This is a genomic window from Micromonospora sp. WMMD956 (assembly GCF_029626125.1).
Lineage (GTDB): Bacteria > Actinomycetota > Actinomycetes > Mycobacteriales > Micromonosporaceae > Micromonospora > Micromonospora carbonacea.
In genome coordinates this window covers 4,928,186-4,944,528 of sequence record NZ_JARUBI010000005.1, presented here as the reverse complement: position 1 = coordinate 4,944,528, position 16,343 = coordinate 4,928,186, and the positions used below count along the sequence as shown (strand labels likewise).

Annotated in this window: 13 protein-coding genes; 6 read left to right on the top strand and 7 right to left on the bottom strand. The window is 75.6% G+C overall.

Annotated features, from left to right (window positions below; all coding sequences use genetic code 11):
- Position 1: 1 nt before the first annotated feature.
- The 5 genes from O7628_RS22325 to O7628_RS22305 all read right to left on the bottom strand — a co-directional run bounded on the left by O7628_RS22325 (position 2) and on the right by O7628_RS22305 (position 4,501).
- Positions 2–1,492 carry a phosphatase PAP2 family protein gene (locus tag O7628_RS22325; protein ID WP_278133338.1) on the bottom strand — a complete coding sequence of 497 codons (1,491 nt, stop codon included), beginning with the start codon at positions 1,490–1,492 and terminating at the stop codon, positions 2–4.
- An 88-nt stretch (positions 1,493–1,580) separates the two neighbouring features.
- Entirely contained in the window at positions 1,581–2,582 is a 1,002-nt protein-coding gene (locus O7628_RS22320) for a YihY/virulence factor BrkB family protein (RefSeq protein WP_074479166.1), read from the bottom strand.
- Complete coding sequence (locus O7628_RS22315) at positions 2,575–3,534, bottom strand: diacylglycerol kinase family protein (RefSeq protein WP_278136384.1); 960 nt, start codon at positions 3,532–3,534, stop codon at positions 2,575–2,577. The genes O7628_RS22320 and O7628_RS22315 overlap by 8 nt, the downstream gene beginning before the upstream one ends.
- Before the next feature lie 152 nt (positions 3,535–3,686).
- Positions 3,687–4,265, bottom strand: a complete 579-nt coding sequence (locus O7628_RS22310; RefSeq protein ID WP_278133335.1) for a Clp protease N-terminal domain-containing protein — start codon at positions 4,263–4,265, stop codon at positions 3,687–3,689.
- Positions 4,265–4,501 carry an HTH domain-containing protein gene (locus O7628_RS22305; protein WP_043962604.1) on the bottom strand — a complete coding sequence of 79 codons (237 nt, stop codon included), beginning with the start codon at positions 4,499–4,501 and terminating at the stop codon, positions 4,265–4,267. Before O7628_RS22305 ends, O7628_RS22310 begins: the two co-directional genes overlap by 1 nt.
- Positions 4,502–4,720: 219 nt before the next feature.
- On the opposite strand from O7628_RS22305, the gene O7628_RS22300 reads away from it, so the two are divergent.
- The 3 genes from O7628_RS22300 (at position 4,721) to O7628_RS22290 (ending at position 9,022) form a co-directional block, all read left to right on the top strand.
- Positions 4,721–5,638 (top strand): universal stress protein, encoded by a 918-nt coding sequence (locus tag O7628_RS22300; RefSeq protein WP_278133332.1) that lies wholly within the window; start codon positions 4,721–4,723, stop codon positions 5,636–5,638.
- A 124-nt stretch (positions 5,639–5,762) separates the two neighbouring features.
- On the top strand, positions 5,763–8,165 hold the full coding sequence (locus tag O7628_RS22295; protein WP_278133330.1) for a phosphoketolase family protein: 2,403 nt from the start codon (positions 5,763–5,765) through the stop codon (positions 8,163–8,165).
- Positions 8,162–9,022 (top strand): universal stress protein, encoded by an 861-nt coding sequence (locus tag O7628_RS22290; protein ID WP_074479162.1) that lies wholly within the window; start codon positions 8,162–8,164, stop codon positions 9,020–9,022. Before O7628_RS22295 ends, O7628_RS22290 begins: the two co-directional genes overlap by 4 nt.
- Before the next feature lie 90 nt (positions 9,023–9,112).
- Here the strand turns inward: O7628_RS22290 and O7628_RS22285 are convergent, their stop codons facing one another.
- On the bottom strand, positions 9,113–11,434 hold the full coding sequence (locus O7628_RS22285) for a heavy metal translocating P-type ATPase (protein ID WP_278133327.1): 2,322 nt from the start codon (positions 11,432–11,434) through the stop codon (positions 9,113–9,115).
- Between the two features lie 142 nt (positions 11,435–11,576).
- On the opposite strand from O7628_RS22285, the gene O7628_RS22280 reads away from it, so the two are divergent.
- Positions 11,577–12,656, top strand: coding sequence for a nitroreductase (locus tag O7628_RS22280; protein WP_278133325.1), 1,080 nt, complete (start codon positions 11,577–11,579; stop codon positions 12,654–12,656).
- A gap of 112 nt (positions 12,657–12,768) precedes the next feature.
- A complete protein-coding gene (locus O7628_RS22275; protein WP_278136383.1) occupies positions 12,769–14,460 on the top strand; it encodes a GAF domain-containing sensor histidine kinase in 1,692 nt (563 codons plus the stop codon).
- A gap of 39 nt (positions 14,461–14,499) precedes the next feature.
- Here O7628_RS22275 and O7628_RS22270 read toward each other — a convergent pair whose 3' ends face one another.
- Complete coding sequence (locus tag O7628_RS22270; RefSeq protein WP_043962597.1) at positions 14,500–15,138, bottom strand: response regulator transcription factor; 639 nt, start codon at positions 15,136–15,138, stop codon at positions 14,500–14,502.
- Positions 15,139–15,321: 183 nt separating this feature from the next.
- Here O7628_RS22270 and O7628_RS22265 point away from each other — a divergent pair, with 183 nt between their 5' ends.
- The gene (locus tag O7628_RS22265) at positions 15,322–16,296 is read left to right on the top strand and encodes a nitroreductase family protein (protein WP_278136382.1); all 975 of its coding nucleotides are present in this window, start codon (positions 15,322–15,324) and stop codon (positions 16,294–16,296) included.
- Positions 16,297–16,343 lie beyond the last annotated feature (47 nt).

Here is a 16,343-nt window from a genome sequence, read left to right as displayed (position 1 = left end):
ATCAGTCGGGGCGGCCGGCGGTGGCCAGCTCGTCGTCGAGCTCGTCGACCTGTTCGGACTCGATCGCCGGCCGGTTGCCCTCGGCGAGGTCGGCGTTGGGGCGGATCACCCAGTAGAGCAGGCCGATCCACAGGGCGCTGAGCAGGATCGCGCCCATGAAGTCGGTCGGGTGGTGCATGCCCCGGTACATCCGGGAGACCGCCACGCCGACCGGCATGACCACGGCGGCGGCCACGAACAGCCACCGCCACCAGCGGTCGGTGCGGGGGAACACGATGAGGGCGATGGCGAGCCAGAGGCAGATGGTGGCGGCGATGTGCCCGGACGGGAACGACGAGGTGGGCATCTGCCCGTCGAGGTTCTCCACGGGAGGGCGGGGCCGGTCGACGGCGCGGGCGGAGGCGAGGAAGAGGGTCAGCTCGCCGAACATCGCCAGCGCCACGAACAGCACCGGCCGCCAGCGCCGCCACACGGCGAGCACCAGCGGGCAGAAGACCAGCGACACCAGCAGGATCGCGTGGGTGTCGCCGAACTTGCTCCACCACCAGCTCAGGTCGGTCGACGCGGCGGTGTGCCGGTCGGCGAACCAGCGCGGGACCCCGGTGTCGAGGCTGCCGAGGAACGTGTCCTTGGCGTGGTAGCTGACGAACATGCCGAAGGCGTACAGCGCGCCGAACACCAGCACCCAGCCGACCAGCAGCTCCGCGACGGCCGAGCGGGGGTGCTCCAGCACGCGTTCCTCGGCGGGGGCCGGGGCGATGTCGCGGCCCGCCTCCGGCTCCAGGCCCTCGGTCAACGGCGGCACCGGCCGGCCGCGCTCGCGCCGCCAGAGCCGGAAGGCGTACGCGGTGACGCCCAGCCAGGCCGCGCCGAGCAGCCAGCCGCCCAGCACGTCGGAGACGAAGTGCACGCCCAGCGCGATCCGGGTCAGCCCGATCAGGGCCACCAGCACGGCGGCGACGGCGATGGCGGGCCTGCGCCAGCGGGGCGCCATGGCGGGGAGGAAGACCAGCAGGATCGCCCCGTACGCGACGAACGAGCCGAGGGCGTGGCCGCTGGGGAAGCTGTTGCCGGGGGCGCTGGCCAGCGGCACGTCCACCACGGGACGCAGGCGACCGACCAGGGTCTTCAGCGACGGGTCGAGGATCAGCCCGCCGACCCCGGTGATGATCAGATAGACGGCGAGCCGGGACTGCTTGCGGATCAGCAGCCCGAGCACGGCGACGCTGACCAGCCAGATCAGCACGGGCCGCCCGCCGAGGTCGGTGATCGCCTGCAACACGGTGACCAGGGCGTGATGGGGGGCGACGAGCCCGTTGAACCACTCGGCGGCCTCGTGGTCGGCGTGCTGGAGCGGGCTCCACCGGAACCGCACCAGCATCAGCAGCAGGCCGAAGGCGACCCCCGCGCCGACGACGGCCACCAGGCCGGCGATGCTCCGCTCGGCGAAATGGCCGAGTGGCCGCCGCACCACCTCTTTGACCGCGGTCACCCCGCACCTCCCTTGTCGGCTCTGGCGAGGCCCTTTACCCGATCCGGGCCGCCCGCACACCGGGGGCGTCGCGCGGGGCGTCGCGCCGTCAGAGGGCGGTCATCTCGCCGGTGTCGTGGATCTCCTCACGCTCGGTCTCGGGCTGCCACAGGTCCGGCTGGGCCGGCTCGGGAGCGCCGATCCGCATCGCCTCCAGCTGGGCGGCGAAGGCCAGCCCGCCGAAGAGCGCCATCCCGGTGAGGTTGGCCCAGAGCAGCAGCGCCATCATCCCGGTCAGCGCGCCGTAGGTCTGCCCGAACCCGTCGCTGAACCGCACGTACGCGGCGAGCAGCAGGCTGGCCAGCCACCACAGGGCGGTGGCGATGCCGGCGCCGAGGAACAGCCAGGACAGGCCGGGCTGCTTGCGGCGGGGGGCGTGCCGGAACAGCAGGGCTACGGCGAGCACGGTCAGGCCGAGGCTCAGCGGCCAGCGGACCACCTCCCAGGCGAAGGTGGCGACGTCGCCCCAGGCGTAGTTGCGGCGTACCGAATCGCCCATCGTCCCGCCGCCGACCAGGATGAGGAACCCGGCGAGCGCCGGGACGCCCGCGACGAGCGCGAGGACGGCGGCGCGCAGGTATTTCCACAGGGCCGGGCGGTCCCGCTCGACGCCGTAGATCCGGTTGGCGCCGCGCTCGATCTGGGCCATCGTGGTGGTGAGCGCGACGAGGCCGGTCAGCAGGCCGAGGGTCAGCGCCAGCTCGCCGGCGTCCTCGGTGCGCTCGCCGGAGTCGAGCAGCTCACCGACCACCTGCTCGCTCTGCCCGGGGGTGAGGGCGAGCACCGTGTCGGCGACGACCCGGCCGCCCTCGTCGGCGCCGAGGTCGGTGATGAGGCCGGTGAGGGCGATCAGGAACGGCACCACGGCGAGGCAGAGCTGCAACGCGAGGGCCCGGGAGTGGCTGAACCCGTCGCCGTAGCGGAACCGGACGAACGCGTCCCGCAGCAGCCGCCAGCCGCCGTGGCGGCGCAGTGTGTGCCAGGCGTCGTCGGCGGAGAGCTCCTCGTCGGCCATGAGCCGGGTCTCGGGCACCATCCGGGTGCTACTCACGGCGGGCCTCCTCGACCAACTCCTCGCCCCGCTCCCCGGCGGCTTCGGCGTCGGCGGCCAGGTCGGGCGCCTCCTGCGGCTGCGGCACGCAGAGCCAGAGGGCGCGGGGGCGGATCTCGACGGCCAGCCGCCGCCCCGGAGCGATGAGGTCCCCGTCGAGCTCGCGCGGCTGGGCCCGGTTGCTGGTGACCTCCACCCGGCGGGCGCGGTAGACCTCCATCCGGGGGACGCTGCCCCGGCGGCGCACCAGCGCCCAGCCCATCGCCAGCCAGTGCCGCAGGGCACGCGGGGTGAGCACCGCGACGTCGAGCCAGCCGTCGTCCGGCTCGGCGTCGGTGAGCAGGGTGACGCCGCCCTGGAGGCGGCCCACGTTGGCCACCAGCACCGAGCGGGCCCGGCGGCGCAGCGGCGGCCGGTCGTCGAGGCGGATGGTGACGCGCATCGGCCGGTCGCGCAGGTGCCGGGCGGCCCCCATCACGTACGCCGGCCAGCCGATGCGGGCCTTGGTCGTCTCGGAGGTGGCGTCGAGCATCTGGGCGTCGAAGCCCATCCCGGCCATGACGGTGAAGTAGGCGTCGTCGACCGCGCCGACGTCGAGCTGGCGGCGGCCCCGCTCGACGGCGACCTCCAGCGCGGCGGCCAGGTCGGTGGAGAGGCCGAGGTTGGCGGCGAGCAGGTTGCCGGTGCCCTGGGGCAGGACGGCGAGGGCCACGTCGGTGCCGACCAGCGCGCTGACGCAGGACATCACGGTGCCGTCGCCGCCGCAGGCGAAGACGACGTCGACCCCGGCGGCGACGGCCGTGCCGGTCTGGCCCCGGCCCGGGTCCTCCGGGGTGGTCTCGAACCACAGCGGCGTCGGCCAGCCGGCGGCGGCGAGCGCCCCGTCGACCGTCGCGCGCAGCTCGTCGAGGTCGGCGACCTTCGCCGGGTTGACCACCACGGCGGAACGCAGCCCGCCGTGGTGGTCGGTCGCGCGCGCGTCCGGCGTCGAACGCGTGTTCTGCTCAGCATCCACGGCGTCAGTGTGCAGCAACTCGGTGCAGGCGGCGAGCCGACGGCCGGTGAGGTTGCGCGCACCGAAAACAGGTTTACCGGGCCGGGCGGCTAGGCTGCGGCCCGCAGGGCCAGCTCGACCCGGCGGCGCAGGTCGTCCAGCTCCAGCCCGGCCTCGGCGAGCACCAGCGCGGCCGGGCCGCCGCCCTCGCGCAGCAGCCCGAGCAGGAGGTGCTCGGTGCCGATGTGCCGGTGCCGCAGCCGCAGCGCCTCGCGCAGCGAGAGCTCCAGCGCCTTCTTCGACCGGGGCGAGAACGGGCCGCCGGGCCGGTGCCGCCGCCCCCAGCGGCGGCGCGGGGCGGGCGGCGCGGCACGCAGCGCGCCGGGGCCGAAGGACTCCTCGATCCGGGCGACGATCGCGGCCAGGTCGATGCCGATCTCGCGCAGCGCGGCGGCGTCGGCCTCGGCGAGCCCCGCGCCGCCCTCGGCGGTGTGCCGGGCCACGGCGGCGCGCAGGTCGGCGGCGCGGACTCCGGCGTCGTGCAGCACCCGGGTCGCGAGGTTGTCGGGGTCGGCGAGGACGGCGAGCAGCAGGTGCTCGGTGCCGATCGGGCGCTGCCCGGCGGCCCGCGCCTCGTGGGCGGCCTGCCTGACCGCCTCGCGGGCCCGGCCGGTGAACCGTTCGAGCATCATTCCTCCCAGGTGCTCGGGACCGCCGGTCGCCCGGCGTGCTTCTTGTGGACCGCCTGCCGGCTGACCTCCAGCGCGTCGGCGATCTCCTGCCAGGACCAGCCCTGCCGTCGGGCGTTGTCCACCTGGACCACCTCCAGCCGTTCGAGGAGCCGGCGCAGGGCGCGCACGGCGCGCAGGCCGACCCGGGGGTCGGTGCTGCCGGCCGCCGCCGCGAGTTCCGTCGCGTGACTCATGTTGTCAACATACGTTGACAACGGGCCGCCGTCAACCAAAGTTGACGCCAGGATCGCCAGGAAGCCAGGAATGCCTGGATCTCCGGGGTCGCCAGGATCGCCGGGGTCACCGGAGCCGGCCCGGCCGGCGCGATACCCGCCCCGGCCCGGCCGGCGGCCACTACGCTCGGTTGCAGTGATCGGACCCGCCGCGCACGCCTGTCGGGGAGGTGAGGCCGGATGACCCCGCCCGCCGACGCGCCCGTGGTGGCCGCGCTCGGCTCACCGGAGACCGCGCCGCAGGTCGCCCGGCTGGCCGCGCGGGAGGCTGCCGGCCACGGCCGCCCGCTGCGCCTGCTGCACGCCTTCAACTGGTCGGCGGCGCTGGAGGACCCGTCGGTGGTCGGCCCGCGCGCCCGGGCCGAGGAGCTGCTCGAAGGGGCCGCCGCAACCGCCGGCGAGGCGGCGCCGGCGGTGCCGGTCAGCGGCGAGATCGTCGAGGGCGCTCCCGTCGCCGTCCTGGTCCGCCGCTCCGAGTCGGCGTTCCTCGTCGTCATCGGCGACGGCGGCATGGCGCGCTGCGGGGCGTGCATCCCGGCCGACGCCCCGGCCGTGCAGCTCGCCGCCCGCGCCGGCTGCCCGGTGCTGGTGGTGCGCCCCGAGCCGCCGCCGCAGGGCCCCGTCCTCGTCGGCGTCGACGGTTCGCGCAGCTCCCGCACGGCGCTGGCGTTCGCCTTCGGCTGCGCCGCCCGCCGGTCGGCCCGGCTGCTCGCCGTGCGGGTCGTCGAGCCACCGCCCGAGGACCGGCCGCCCGCCACCGGCGCACCGCCGGGCCCCGGCCCGCACGGCACGTCCGGCCGGCCCGACGCGTACGACCGGCACGGCCTGGACAGCGCGCACGCCGAGCTGACCGACCTGGTGGCCCGGTGCGGACGCCGGCACCCGGAGGTGCCGGTCGAGTGCCACGTCGTCGGCGGCGACCCCGGCCGGGTGCTGGTCGAGCAGTCCCGCTCCGCGCAGCTCACCGTGGTCGCCCCCCGGGGCGACGAGCCGCTGCGCGGGATGCTCGGCGCGGTCAGCCAGTCGCTGCTCTACCACTCCCCCGCGCCGGTCATCGTCGTGCGTGGACTGGTGGCCACCGCGCCGGGCGGGGCATGACGTCCCCACGGTCCGGGACCAACGGCCCTGATCGATCTCCGCCCGCGCCGCGAAGCTGGACGTGGCCGGGAAAACCCGGCGCCCCGGATGCGAACGTCCCCGATCCGCGAGAGGCTAACGCAGCATGGACACCGCTGTAGACCTGCACAGCCCCCTGACCGAAGACGAGCTGCGCCGGCTGGACGCCTACTGGCGGGCCGCGAACTACCTGACCGTCGGGCAGATCTACCTGCTGGACAACCCGCTGCTTCGGGAGCCGCTGCGGCCCGAGCACGTCAAGCCCCGCCTGCTGGGCCACTGGGGCACCAGCCCGGGCCTCAACCTGCTCTACGCCCACCTCAACCGGGTCATCGTCAACCGGAAGCTGCCGACGATCTTCATCACCGGCCCCGGCCACGGCGGCCCCGCCCTGGTGGCCAACACCTGGCTGGAGGGCACCTACAGCGAGCTCTACCACTCGGTGAGCCGCGACGAGACCGGCATGCAGCGGCTGTTCCGCCAGTTCTCCTTCCCCGGCGGCATCCCGAGCCACGTGGCGCCGGAGGTGCCGGGTTCGATCCACGAGGGCGGCGAGCTGGGGTACGCGCTGAGCCACGCCTACGGCGCGGCGTTCGACAACCCCGACCTGCTGGTCGCCTGCGTCATCGGCGACGGGGAGGCCGAGACCGGCCCGCTGGCCGGTAGCTGGCTGTCCAACGTCTTCCTCAACCCGGCCCGCGACGGGGCGGTGCTGCCCATCCTGCACCTCAACGGCTACAAGATCGCCAACCCGACGGTGCTGGACCGCATCCCCACCGACGACCTGCTGGACATGATGCGCGGCTTCGGCTATCAGCCGTACGTCGTCGCGGGCGACGACCCGGCCACCGTGCACCAGGCCCTCGCCGCCACCCTCGACCGGGCCGTCGACGAGATCGCCGACATCCAGCGCCGGGCCCGCTCCGGCGCGCCCGTCGAGCGCCCCCGCTGGCCGATGATCGTCCTGCGTACGCCGAAGGGCTGGACCGGCCCGGCGGTCGTCGACGGCAAGCAGGTGGAGGGCACCTACCGCGCCCACCAGGTGCCCATCGCCGAGGTGCGCGACAACCCGGAGCACCTGGCCGAGCTGGAGCGCTGGCTGCGCAGCTACCGGCCGGAGGAGCTGTTCGACCCGACCGGCGCGCCCGTCGCCGAGCTGACCGCGCTGCCGCCGACCGGTGACCTGCGGATGAGCGCCAACCCGGTCGCCAACGGCGGGCGGGTGCTGCGCGACCTGGAGCTGCCGGACTTCCGCCGGTACGCCGTCGACGTCCAGCAGCCCGGCGAGCCGGTGGCGGGCGCGACCGGGACGCTCGGCGCGTGGGTCCGCGACGTGATCACCGCCAACCCGCGCACGTTCCGGCTGTTCGGCCCCGACGAGGTCGCCTCCAACCGGCTCGGCGCGGCCTTCGAGGTCACCGACCGGGCGTTCGTCGCCGGCCGGGTCGACGGCGACGACCACCTCTCGCCCGACGGCCGGGTGATGGAGGTGCTGTCGGAGCACCTGTGCCAGGGCTGGCTGGAGGGCTACCTGCTGACCGGCCGGCACGGCATCTTCACCAGCTACGAGGCGTTCATCCACATCGTCGACTCGATGGTCAACCAGCACGCCAAGTGGCTGAAGGTGACCCGGGGCATCCCGTGGCGGGAGCCGGTGGCGTCGCTGAACTACCTGCTGTCCAGCCACGTGTGGCGGCAGGACCACAACGGCTTCTCGCACCAGGACCCGGGCTTCATCGACCACGTGGTCAACAAGAAGGCCGAGGTGGTGCGGGTCTACCTGCCGCCGGACGGCAACACCCTGCTGTCCACCATGGACCACTGCCTGCGCAGCCGGCACTACATCAACGTGGTGGTGGCCGGCAAGCAGCCCGCCCCGAACTGGCTGACCATGGACGAGGCGGTCCAGCACTGCCGGCGTGGCCTGGGCATCTGGGACTGGGCCAGCACCGACGACGGCGAGGAGCCGGACGTGGTGCTCGCCTGCGCCGGCGACGTGCCGACGCTGGAGACCCTCGCCGCCGCCGAGCTGCTGCGCCAGCGGCTGCCCGAGCTGAAGGTGCGGGTGGTCAACGTGGTCGACCTGATGCGCCTCCAGCCGCCGTCGGAGCACCCGCACGGCCTGCCCGACAACGAGTTCGACACCATCTTCACCAGCGACAGGCCGGTCATCTTCGCCTACCACGGCTACCCGTGGCTGATCCACCGGCTCACCTACCGGCGCGCCAACCACGACAACCTGCACGTGCGCGGGTACAAGGAGGAGGGCACCACCACCACGCCGTTCGACATGGTGATGCTCAACGACCTGGACCGGTTCCACCTGGTCATCGACGTGATCGACCGGGTGCCGGGGCTGGCCGCGCGGGCCGCGCACCTGCGGCAGGAGATGGTGGACACCCGGCAGGCGTGCCGCGACTACACCCGCGAGCACGGCTCCGACGACCCCCGGGTCGCCGAGTGGCGGTGGATCCGGGAGACCGACGCCGAACTGAGGAGCGAGAAGTGAGCCGTGACGAGATCCTCGTCGGCTACGACGGTTCCGCCGACGCCACCGTCGCCCTGAACTGGGCGCTCGGCGAGGCGGAGCACAGCGGCCGGCCGGTCCGCCTGGCGTACGTGTTCGAGTGGGTGACCGTGGCCGGCTGGGTCGGCCCCGGCGTGGCCCCCGGCGTCTGGCCCGACGAGACCGCCCGCCGGCAGGTGGAGGAGCTGGTCGGCAAGGCGGCCGCCGACGCCGCCGCCGCGCGGCCCACGGTGACCGTGCGCGGGGAGGTGTTCGACGGGCCGCCGGCCCTGGTGCTGGAGGAACGCTCCGCCGAGGCGGGCCTGCTGGTGCTCGGCAGCCGGGGCCACGGCGGGTTCGGCGGCCTGCTCGCCGGCTCCACGGCCGTGTCGGTGACCGCCCACGCGCACTGCCCGGTCGTGGTGGTCCGCGACGGCGACACCCCCGCCGGGCGCACCGGCCGGGTCGTGGTGGGCGTCGACGGCTCCGAGACCTCCCTGCTGGCCCTCGGGTTCGCCGTCGAGCGGGCGGCCCAGCGGGGCGTGCCGCTGCACGTGGTGCGGGCCTGGGAGCCGTCGGCCGACCGGGGACTGGCGGCCGACGACGCGGCGGCGGCGGAACGCGCGGCGCTGGACGAGCCGCTGGCCGGCTGGCGGGAGACGTTCCCCGACGTCGCGGTGACCGTCGACGTGGTCGCCGGCCGCCCGGCCGGCGCGCTGGTCGAGGCGAGCCGGGACGCCCAACTCGTGGTGGTCGGCAGCCGGGGCCGGGGCGGGCTGCGCGGCATGCTGCTCGGCTCCGTCGGCCAGCAGCTCCTGCACCACGCCCACTGCCCGGTCGCGGTGGTCCGCGAACGCTGACGCGCAAGGAAGGGCCCCCTCTTAACACCCGGTGTTAGGAGGGGGCCCTTCCTCTACAGAATGCGTTAACAAGGGGCCCCTCCTTACACCTCAGTCGGGGAGGGAGAAGTAGTCCTCCTCTTCCTGGGCCAGGTGCAGGCGCAGGACGGCGTCGAGGCCGTACAGCGCGGCGAGCAGGTCGGTGACCTGGTCGCCGCGCAGCGGCCCGGCACCGGCCTGGGCGAGGTGCCCGCCGATCCGGTCGACCAGCCGGCGGATCTCCACGTGCCCCCGGCTCATCGGCGAGGTCGCCTCGTCGCTGCCGAGCGGACCGGCCAGCGCCGGGTAGAGCTGCCGCTCCTCGGCGGCCTCGTGCGGCAGCACCCGCCCGGTGAGCCGCCCGTGCACCGCGCGCAGGGCCGGTAGGCAGTCGGGCGAGTCGGGGTGCGTGGCGACCAGGTCGGCGGTGTCGCGCAGGGCGGCGAGCACGTCGCGGATCGCGGCGTGCTCGCCGGCGTACCGGTCGAGCAGTTCCCGGGTGTCCGGCGGGACGTCCCGGCGGCGCAGCCCGCCGCCGAGGGCCCGCAGCGCGTTGAGGATCACCACGACGTCGATGCCCTCCTGGAGGAACGCCCCGGCCACCGGCGGCAGCCTCCCGGCGGCGGCGACCAGCATCGCCGCCACGGCCAGCGCCATCCCGACGACGGCGCTCTGGGTGGCGATGCGGCGGGCGTACCGGGCGATCTCCACGGCGTCGGCGAGCCGGTCGAGCCGGTCGACGGTGAGCACCGCGTCGGCGACGTCGGCGGAGGCGGTCGCCCCGGTCGCGCCCATCGCCACCCCGACGTCGGCCTCCGCCAGGGCGGGGGCGTCGTTCACCCCGTCGCCGACCATCACGGTCACGGCCCGGCGGGACTCCTCGCGGACCCGGGCGGTCTTCTCCTGCGGCGTGCACCGGGCCAGCACGTCGTCGACGCCGACGGCCTGCGCGACCTGGTCGGCGGTGCCGGGCCGGTCCCCGGTCACCATGACCAGCCGGGTCAGCCCCGCCTCGCGCAGCCGCCGCACGGTGCGGCGGGCGTCCGGACGCACCGGGTCCTCCAGCAGGATCGCCCCGAGCGGCTCCCGCTCGTCGCTGACCCAGACGGCCGACCGGCCGGCCAGTTCGGCGCGCTCGGCGGCCCGGGCCGCCCACTGCGGCAGTTCCCCGCCGAGCTGGCCGACCCGCACCAGCCGCCCGTCGACCCGGCCGGTGACGCCGCGCCCCGGTTCCTCGGTGACGTCGGTCGGGTCGGCCAGCGCCAGGCCCCGCTCCCGGGCCTGCCGGACCAGGGCCGCGGCCAGCACGTGCGGGGAGAGCTGCTCCACGGAGGCGGCCAGCCGCAGCACCTCGTCCCGGTCGCCGCCGGGGGCGACCACCGTCTCGGCGGCCCGGGGCCGGCCGGCGGTGAGCGTGCCGGTCTTGTCGACCAGCAGGGTCCGGGCCCGGCCCAGCGCCTCCAGCGAGCCGCCGTCGCGCACCAGCACCCCCCGCCGGGCCACCCGGGACAGCCCGGAGACGATCGCGATGGGGGTGGCCAGCAGCAGCGGACAGGGGGTGGCCACCACCAGCACCGCCACGGCCCGCACGAACTCGCCGGAGAGCCACCAGCCCAGCCCGGCCAGCACCAGCGTGAACGGCACGAACGCCGCCGCGTACCGGTCGGCCATCCGCACCATCGGGGCCTTGCGCGCGGTGGCCTCCTCGGCGAGCCGGACGATCCCCGCGTACGTGCTGGCCGCCGCGCTCCTCGTCGCCCGCAGCCCGAACCCGGCCCCGGCGTTGGCCACGCCGCTGGCCACCTGCTCGCCGGCCGCCCGCTGCACGAGCCGGGACTCGCCGGTGACGACCGACTCGTCGAGGGTGGCGGGCTCCTCGACCGTCCCGTCGACGGGCACCACGTCGCCGGGGCCGACGACGAGCCGGTCGCCGGCCGCGACCCGGTCCAGCGGGACCGTCTCGATGCCGCCGCCGGGGACCCGCCGCCGCGCGGTGCGCGGGGCCCGTTCCAGCAGGGCGCGCAGGTCGCGGGTCGCCCTGCGCTGGGCGTACGCCTCCAGCGCGCGCCCGGTGGCGAGCATCAGCGCGATCACCGCGCCGGCCAGGTACTCCCCGACGACGAGCGCGCCGGCCAGCGCGAGGACTGCGATGACGTCCACCCCGAACTGCCGCCGCCACAGTTGACGCAGCATGGACCAGGCCGCCGGGGCCAGCGCGGCCACGGTCGCCGCCGCCCACAGCCAGTCCGCCCAGGTGCGGCGGCCGGCGAGCCACAGCCCCGCCCCGGCCAGCACGGCCAGCGTCAGCGCGGCCAGCGGCGCCCACTGGAGCCCGCGCGCCCAGCGCTGCCGCACCGGCCGCCGCGGTACGCACTCCCGCGCCTCGGTGCCCACCTGCGGATCCTCTCAACGGGCGGGGTCGGCGAGGCGGCCAACGACCGAATCGCGCCCGCCACCTGTCATGATCGTTGGAGGCGAACGACCTGGGCGCGACGGGACCTGCGTACCGTGCGTCCGGGGGTGCCGGTGCCGCAGGATGGAGCGGCAACCCCGCCCGGGGCACCGCGCGGTGGGGCACGATGGGCTGAGACGAAAGGTCGTGACGATGAGCCACGAGACGCCGGCGACGGACCGCCCGCTGACCACCGCGCTCGCGGAGGCCGCCGCGACGGCCGGCCACGCGCCCTCGGTGCACAACACGCAGCCGTGGCGCTGGCGGGTGCTGCCCGACGCGTTGGAGCTGCGCGTGGTGCGGGACCGTCAGCTCGCCGCCACCGACCCGGAGGGCCGGCTGCTGGCGGTGAGCTGCGGCGCGGCGCTGCACCACGCCCGGGTGGCCCTCGCCGCCGAGGGCTGGGCGTTCGTGGTGGAGCGGCTGCCCGACCCGGGCGACGCGGAGCTGCTGGCCCGGATCGGCGACCTCAAGCGCGTCGAGGCCGACCCCGACGCCATGCGGGTGGTGCAGTGCATGCAGGTGCGGCACACCGACCGCCGGCCGGTCAGCGACGAGCCGGTGCCGACGGCCGCGCTCGGCGACATCGCCGCGGCGGTCTCCGCCGAGGGCGCGCGGCTCCAGGTGCTCAACTTCGATCAGGTGATGGAGCTGGCCGCCGCGGCCTCGCACGCCGGGTCGGTGGAGGCGGAGGATTCGCAGCTGCGCGAGGAGCTGGACTACTGGACGAGCCGGGCGGGCACCGGCACGGGCCTGCCGCCGGAGGTGCTGCCCGAGCAGGCGCAGCAGACCACCGTGCCGGGCCGGGACTTCGGCCGCCCGGGCACCCTGCCGATCGGGGCGGGCCACGACCGGGCGGCGGCCTACGGGGTGCTCTTCGGCGACGAGGACGAGCCGGACAGCTGGCTGCGGGCCGGCGAGGCGCTGTCGGCGGGGTGGCTGACGGCGACCCGGCTGGGCGTGTCGATGGTGCCGCTGTCGGGCGTCGTCGAGGTGGAGGGCACCCGGCAGACCCTGCGGCAGGTGCTCGCCGGCCTCGGGTACCCGTACCTCGTGCTGCGGATGGGGATCGCGGACCCGGAGCACGCCGGTCCGCCGCACACCCCCCGGCTGCCCGCGGAGCAGATCGTCGACACGTCGGCGGTGCGCGGGCCGGGTGCGTGACCCGGCAGCCGGGACGGGTGGGCGAGGCTGGGCCGGTGCGTCCGCCGGGCGATAACATCGCCGGGTGAACGCACCGAACCCGAGGCACGAGCCGGTCGCGCCGTCGCTGGGGTTGAGCCCGCTGTCCCGGGTCCGCCTCGACGAGCTGCTCCAGGAGATGCTGGACCGGGTCGGCGAGGTGGTCACCAGCCGGGAGCGGCTGCGGGCCCTGCTCGACGCGGTGGTCGGCATCGGCACCGACCTCGACCTGCGCAGCACGCTGCAACGGATCGTGGCGGCGGCGTGCGAGCTGGTCGGCGCGAAGTACGGCGCCCTCGGGGTGATCGGCCCCGACCGGCTGCTGCACGACTTCATCACCCACGGCATCGACGCCGAGCTGCACGCGAAGATCGGCGACCTGCCGCACGGCCGCGGCGTGCTCGGCCTGCTCATCGACGAGCCCCGCCCGGTGCGGATGCCCGACATCACCAAGCATCCCAAGTCGTACGGTTTCCCGCCGCACCACCCGCCGATGCACAGCTTCCTCGGGGTGCCGGTGCGCATCCGCGAGCAGGTCTTCGGCAACCTCTACCTGGCCGAGAAGCAGGGCGCGCCCGAGTTCACCGAGGACGACGAGGAGATCGTGGTGGCGTTGGCCGCCGCGGCCGGCGTCGCGATCGAGAACGCCCGGCTCTACGCGCTGGCCCACCGCCGGGAACGCTGGCTGGCGGCCACCGCCGAGATCACCTCGGTGCTGCTGGGCGAGGTGCGGCGCACCGACGCGCTGGCGCTGGTGGCCCGGCGGGCCCGGGAGGTCGCCGAGGCGGAGCTGGCCGTGGTGCTGCTCTACGACGAGGACGCCGGCCAGTTCACCGTCGAGGTGGTCGACGGCGTCGACGCGCCGGGCGGGGCCGACGGGTCCACCCGGGGGCTGGTCGGCGCGCTGCTGCCCGCCGGCGAGACCAGCTTCGCCGAGTCGGTCACCGACCGGCGGCACACGCTGGTGGAGAGCCTGGCCGAGGCCGCGCCGTGGCCGACGCCGGTGACCGCCGGGCCGGCGGTGGTCTCCCCGCTGGCCGCCGCCGACACGCTGCACGGGGTCCTGGTGATCGCCTACCCGCCGGACCGGGGCGGGGCCACCGACGACGACGTGGCGCTGCTGGGCAGCTTCGCCGGGCAGGCGGCGCTGGCCATGGAGCGGGCCCGGGGGCAGGAGGAGCGGGAGCTGCTGGTGGTCCTGGAGGACCGCGAGCGCATCGCCCGGGACCTGCACGACGTGGTGATCCAGCGGCTGTTCGCCACCGGCCTGCAACTACAGAGCGGCGCGATGAACGCCCGCCCCGAGGTGGCCAAGCGGATCAACGCGGCCGTCGACGACCTCGACGCCACCATCCGGGACATCCGGCGCACGATCTTCGAGCTGCGCACCCCGATGAGCGCGGCGCTGCGCACCGAGATCCGCGAGGCCGTCGACCTGGCCGCCGAGTCGCTGGGCTTCCGGCCGTCGCTGGAGCTGACCGGCCCGATCGACAGCGCCGTGCCCGAGCCGGTCCGCCCCGACCTCACGGCCGTGCTCCGCGAGGCGCTGTCCAACGCCGTACGCCACGCCGAGGCGAGCCGGGTCGCGGTGGGCGTGCGGGTGGAGGGCGGCTGGGTCACGGTCACGGTCGCCGACGACGGCCGGGGCTGCGACCCGGCCGCCGCGCGGGGCGGCCTGGTCAACCTGCGCGAGCGCGCCGAACGCCACGGCGGCGACTTCGAGGTGCGCCCGGTGACCCCGCACGGCACCGAGCTGCGCTGGACGGCCCCGCTGCGCGACGACTGACCCGGCGCGACGACCGGCCCGACGGGTGCCGGCGGCCGGTCAGTGCGCCTTGCCGAGCAGGCGGGTCGCCAGCACGGCCGCCTGGGTGCGCCGTTCCAGGCCCAGCTTGGCGAGCACGCTGGAGACGTAGTTCTTCACCGTCTTCTCGGCGAGGAACATCTTGCCGGCGATCTCCCGGTTGGTCAGGCCCTCCGCGACGTACTCCAGGATGCGCCGCTCCTGCTCGGTGAGGGTCTTCAGCTCGCGGGGCTGCTCCACGCCGCTGCGGATGCGCTCCAGCACGCGGGTCGTGATCGCCGGGTCGAGCAGGGACTGGCCGGCGGCGACCCGGCGCACCGCGTCGACCAGGTCGGTGCCCCGGATCTGCTTGAGCACGTAGCCCGACGCGCCGGCCATGATCGCCGCGAACAGCGCCTCGTCGTCCTCGTACGAGGTGAGGATCAGGCCCTTGATCGACGAGTCGACGGCGCGGATGTCGCGGCACACGTCGATGCCGTTGCCGTCGGGCAGCCGGGCGTCGAGAATCGCCACGTCGGGCCGCAGCGCGGGGATGCGGCGGGCCGCCTCCTGGGCGGAGCCCGACTCCCCCACCACCTCGATGTCGCCGCTGTTGGTGAGCAGGTCGGCAAGGCCACGACGGACGACCTCGTGGTCGTCGAGCAGGAACACCCGGATCATCCCTCGTTTCTACCCCCTCGGGCCGGTGCCCGCACGGGCCGAAGGTCCCTACCGCCCCCGCGCCGCGCCGGGCTGGGGGTCCCGGCGCAGACGGGACGTCCGGCCCTGCCCGCCGACCGCCGTGTTCACGCACCGTGGAGGTGGACCAGACGGGGCGGCACGACTGCCACGGGAGGGATCATGATGGAGACCGGATTCACCGTCGGGCAGCTCAGGGCCGCCGCAGCCGACGCCGTGCGCGCCCCGTCGCTGCACAACAGCCAGCCGTGGCGGTTCCGGCTGCGCGACGGCGGCATCGAGGTGCTGCTGGACCGCGAGCGCCGCCTGCCGGCGACCGACCCGAGCGGCTGGGGCGCCCGGCTCGCCTGCGGGGCGGCCCTGTTCAACCTGCGGCTGTCGCTGGCCGTGGCGGGCACCCCGGCGACGGTGCGGCTGCGCCCGTACCCGGCGGAGCCCGACGTGCTGGCCCGGTTGATTCCGGACGTGCCGCGCCGGCCCTCCCCGGCCGAGCAGATGCTGTACGGCGTCATCCCGCACCGGTTCAGCAACCGGGCCCCGTTCTGGCCCGACCCGGTGCCGGCCGACGTGCGGTGGCGGCTCGGCGAGGCGGCCCGCGCCGAGCAGGGCTGGCTGGAGCTAGTGATCGGGGTCAGCGCGGTCAACGCGTTCGCCGAGGTCGCCCGCAGCGCCAACCGGGTCCTGGAACGCGACCCCGCCTACCGGGCGGAGCTGGCCGAGTGGGTGCGCAGCGCGCCCGCGCCCGACGGGGTGCCGGCCGCCGCCGGCGGGCCGCTGGGCGAGCCGCAGGACCTGCTGCCCAGCCGCAGCTTCAGCGGGCGCAGCCGCGCGCCGGGGCGCGACTTCGAGCCGGAGCCGCTGGTGGCGGTGCTCGGCACCGCCGGCAACACCACCACCGATCAGGTCGTGGCCGGGCAGGCCCTGCAACGGGTGCTGCTCACCGCCACCGACGCCGGGCTGGGCGTGTCGATGATGTCCCAGCCGATCGAGGTGCCGGGGGCGCGGGAGGCCCTGCGGCTGTCCCTGGGCCGGTTCGGCACCCCGCAGATGGTGATGCGGATCGGCTACGGCCAGCCCGGCTCGCCGACCCCCCGCCGCAGCGTCGACGAGGTGCTGGACGTGCCGGTCGTCCGGGCCTGAGGCGGGGGTCGCCGGGGGCGTGCGCCGCCCGCCGGCGACCCCCACCC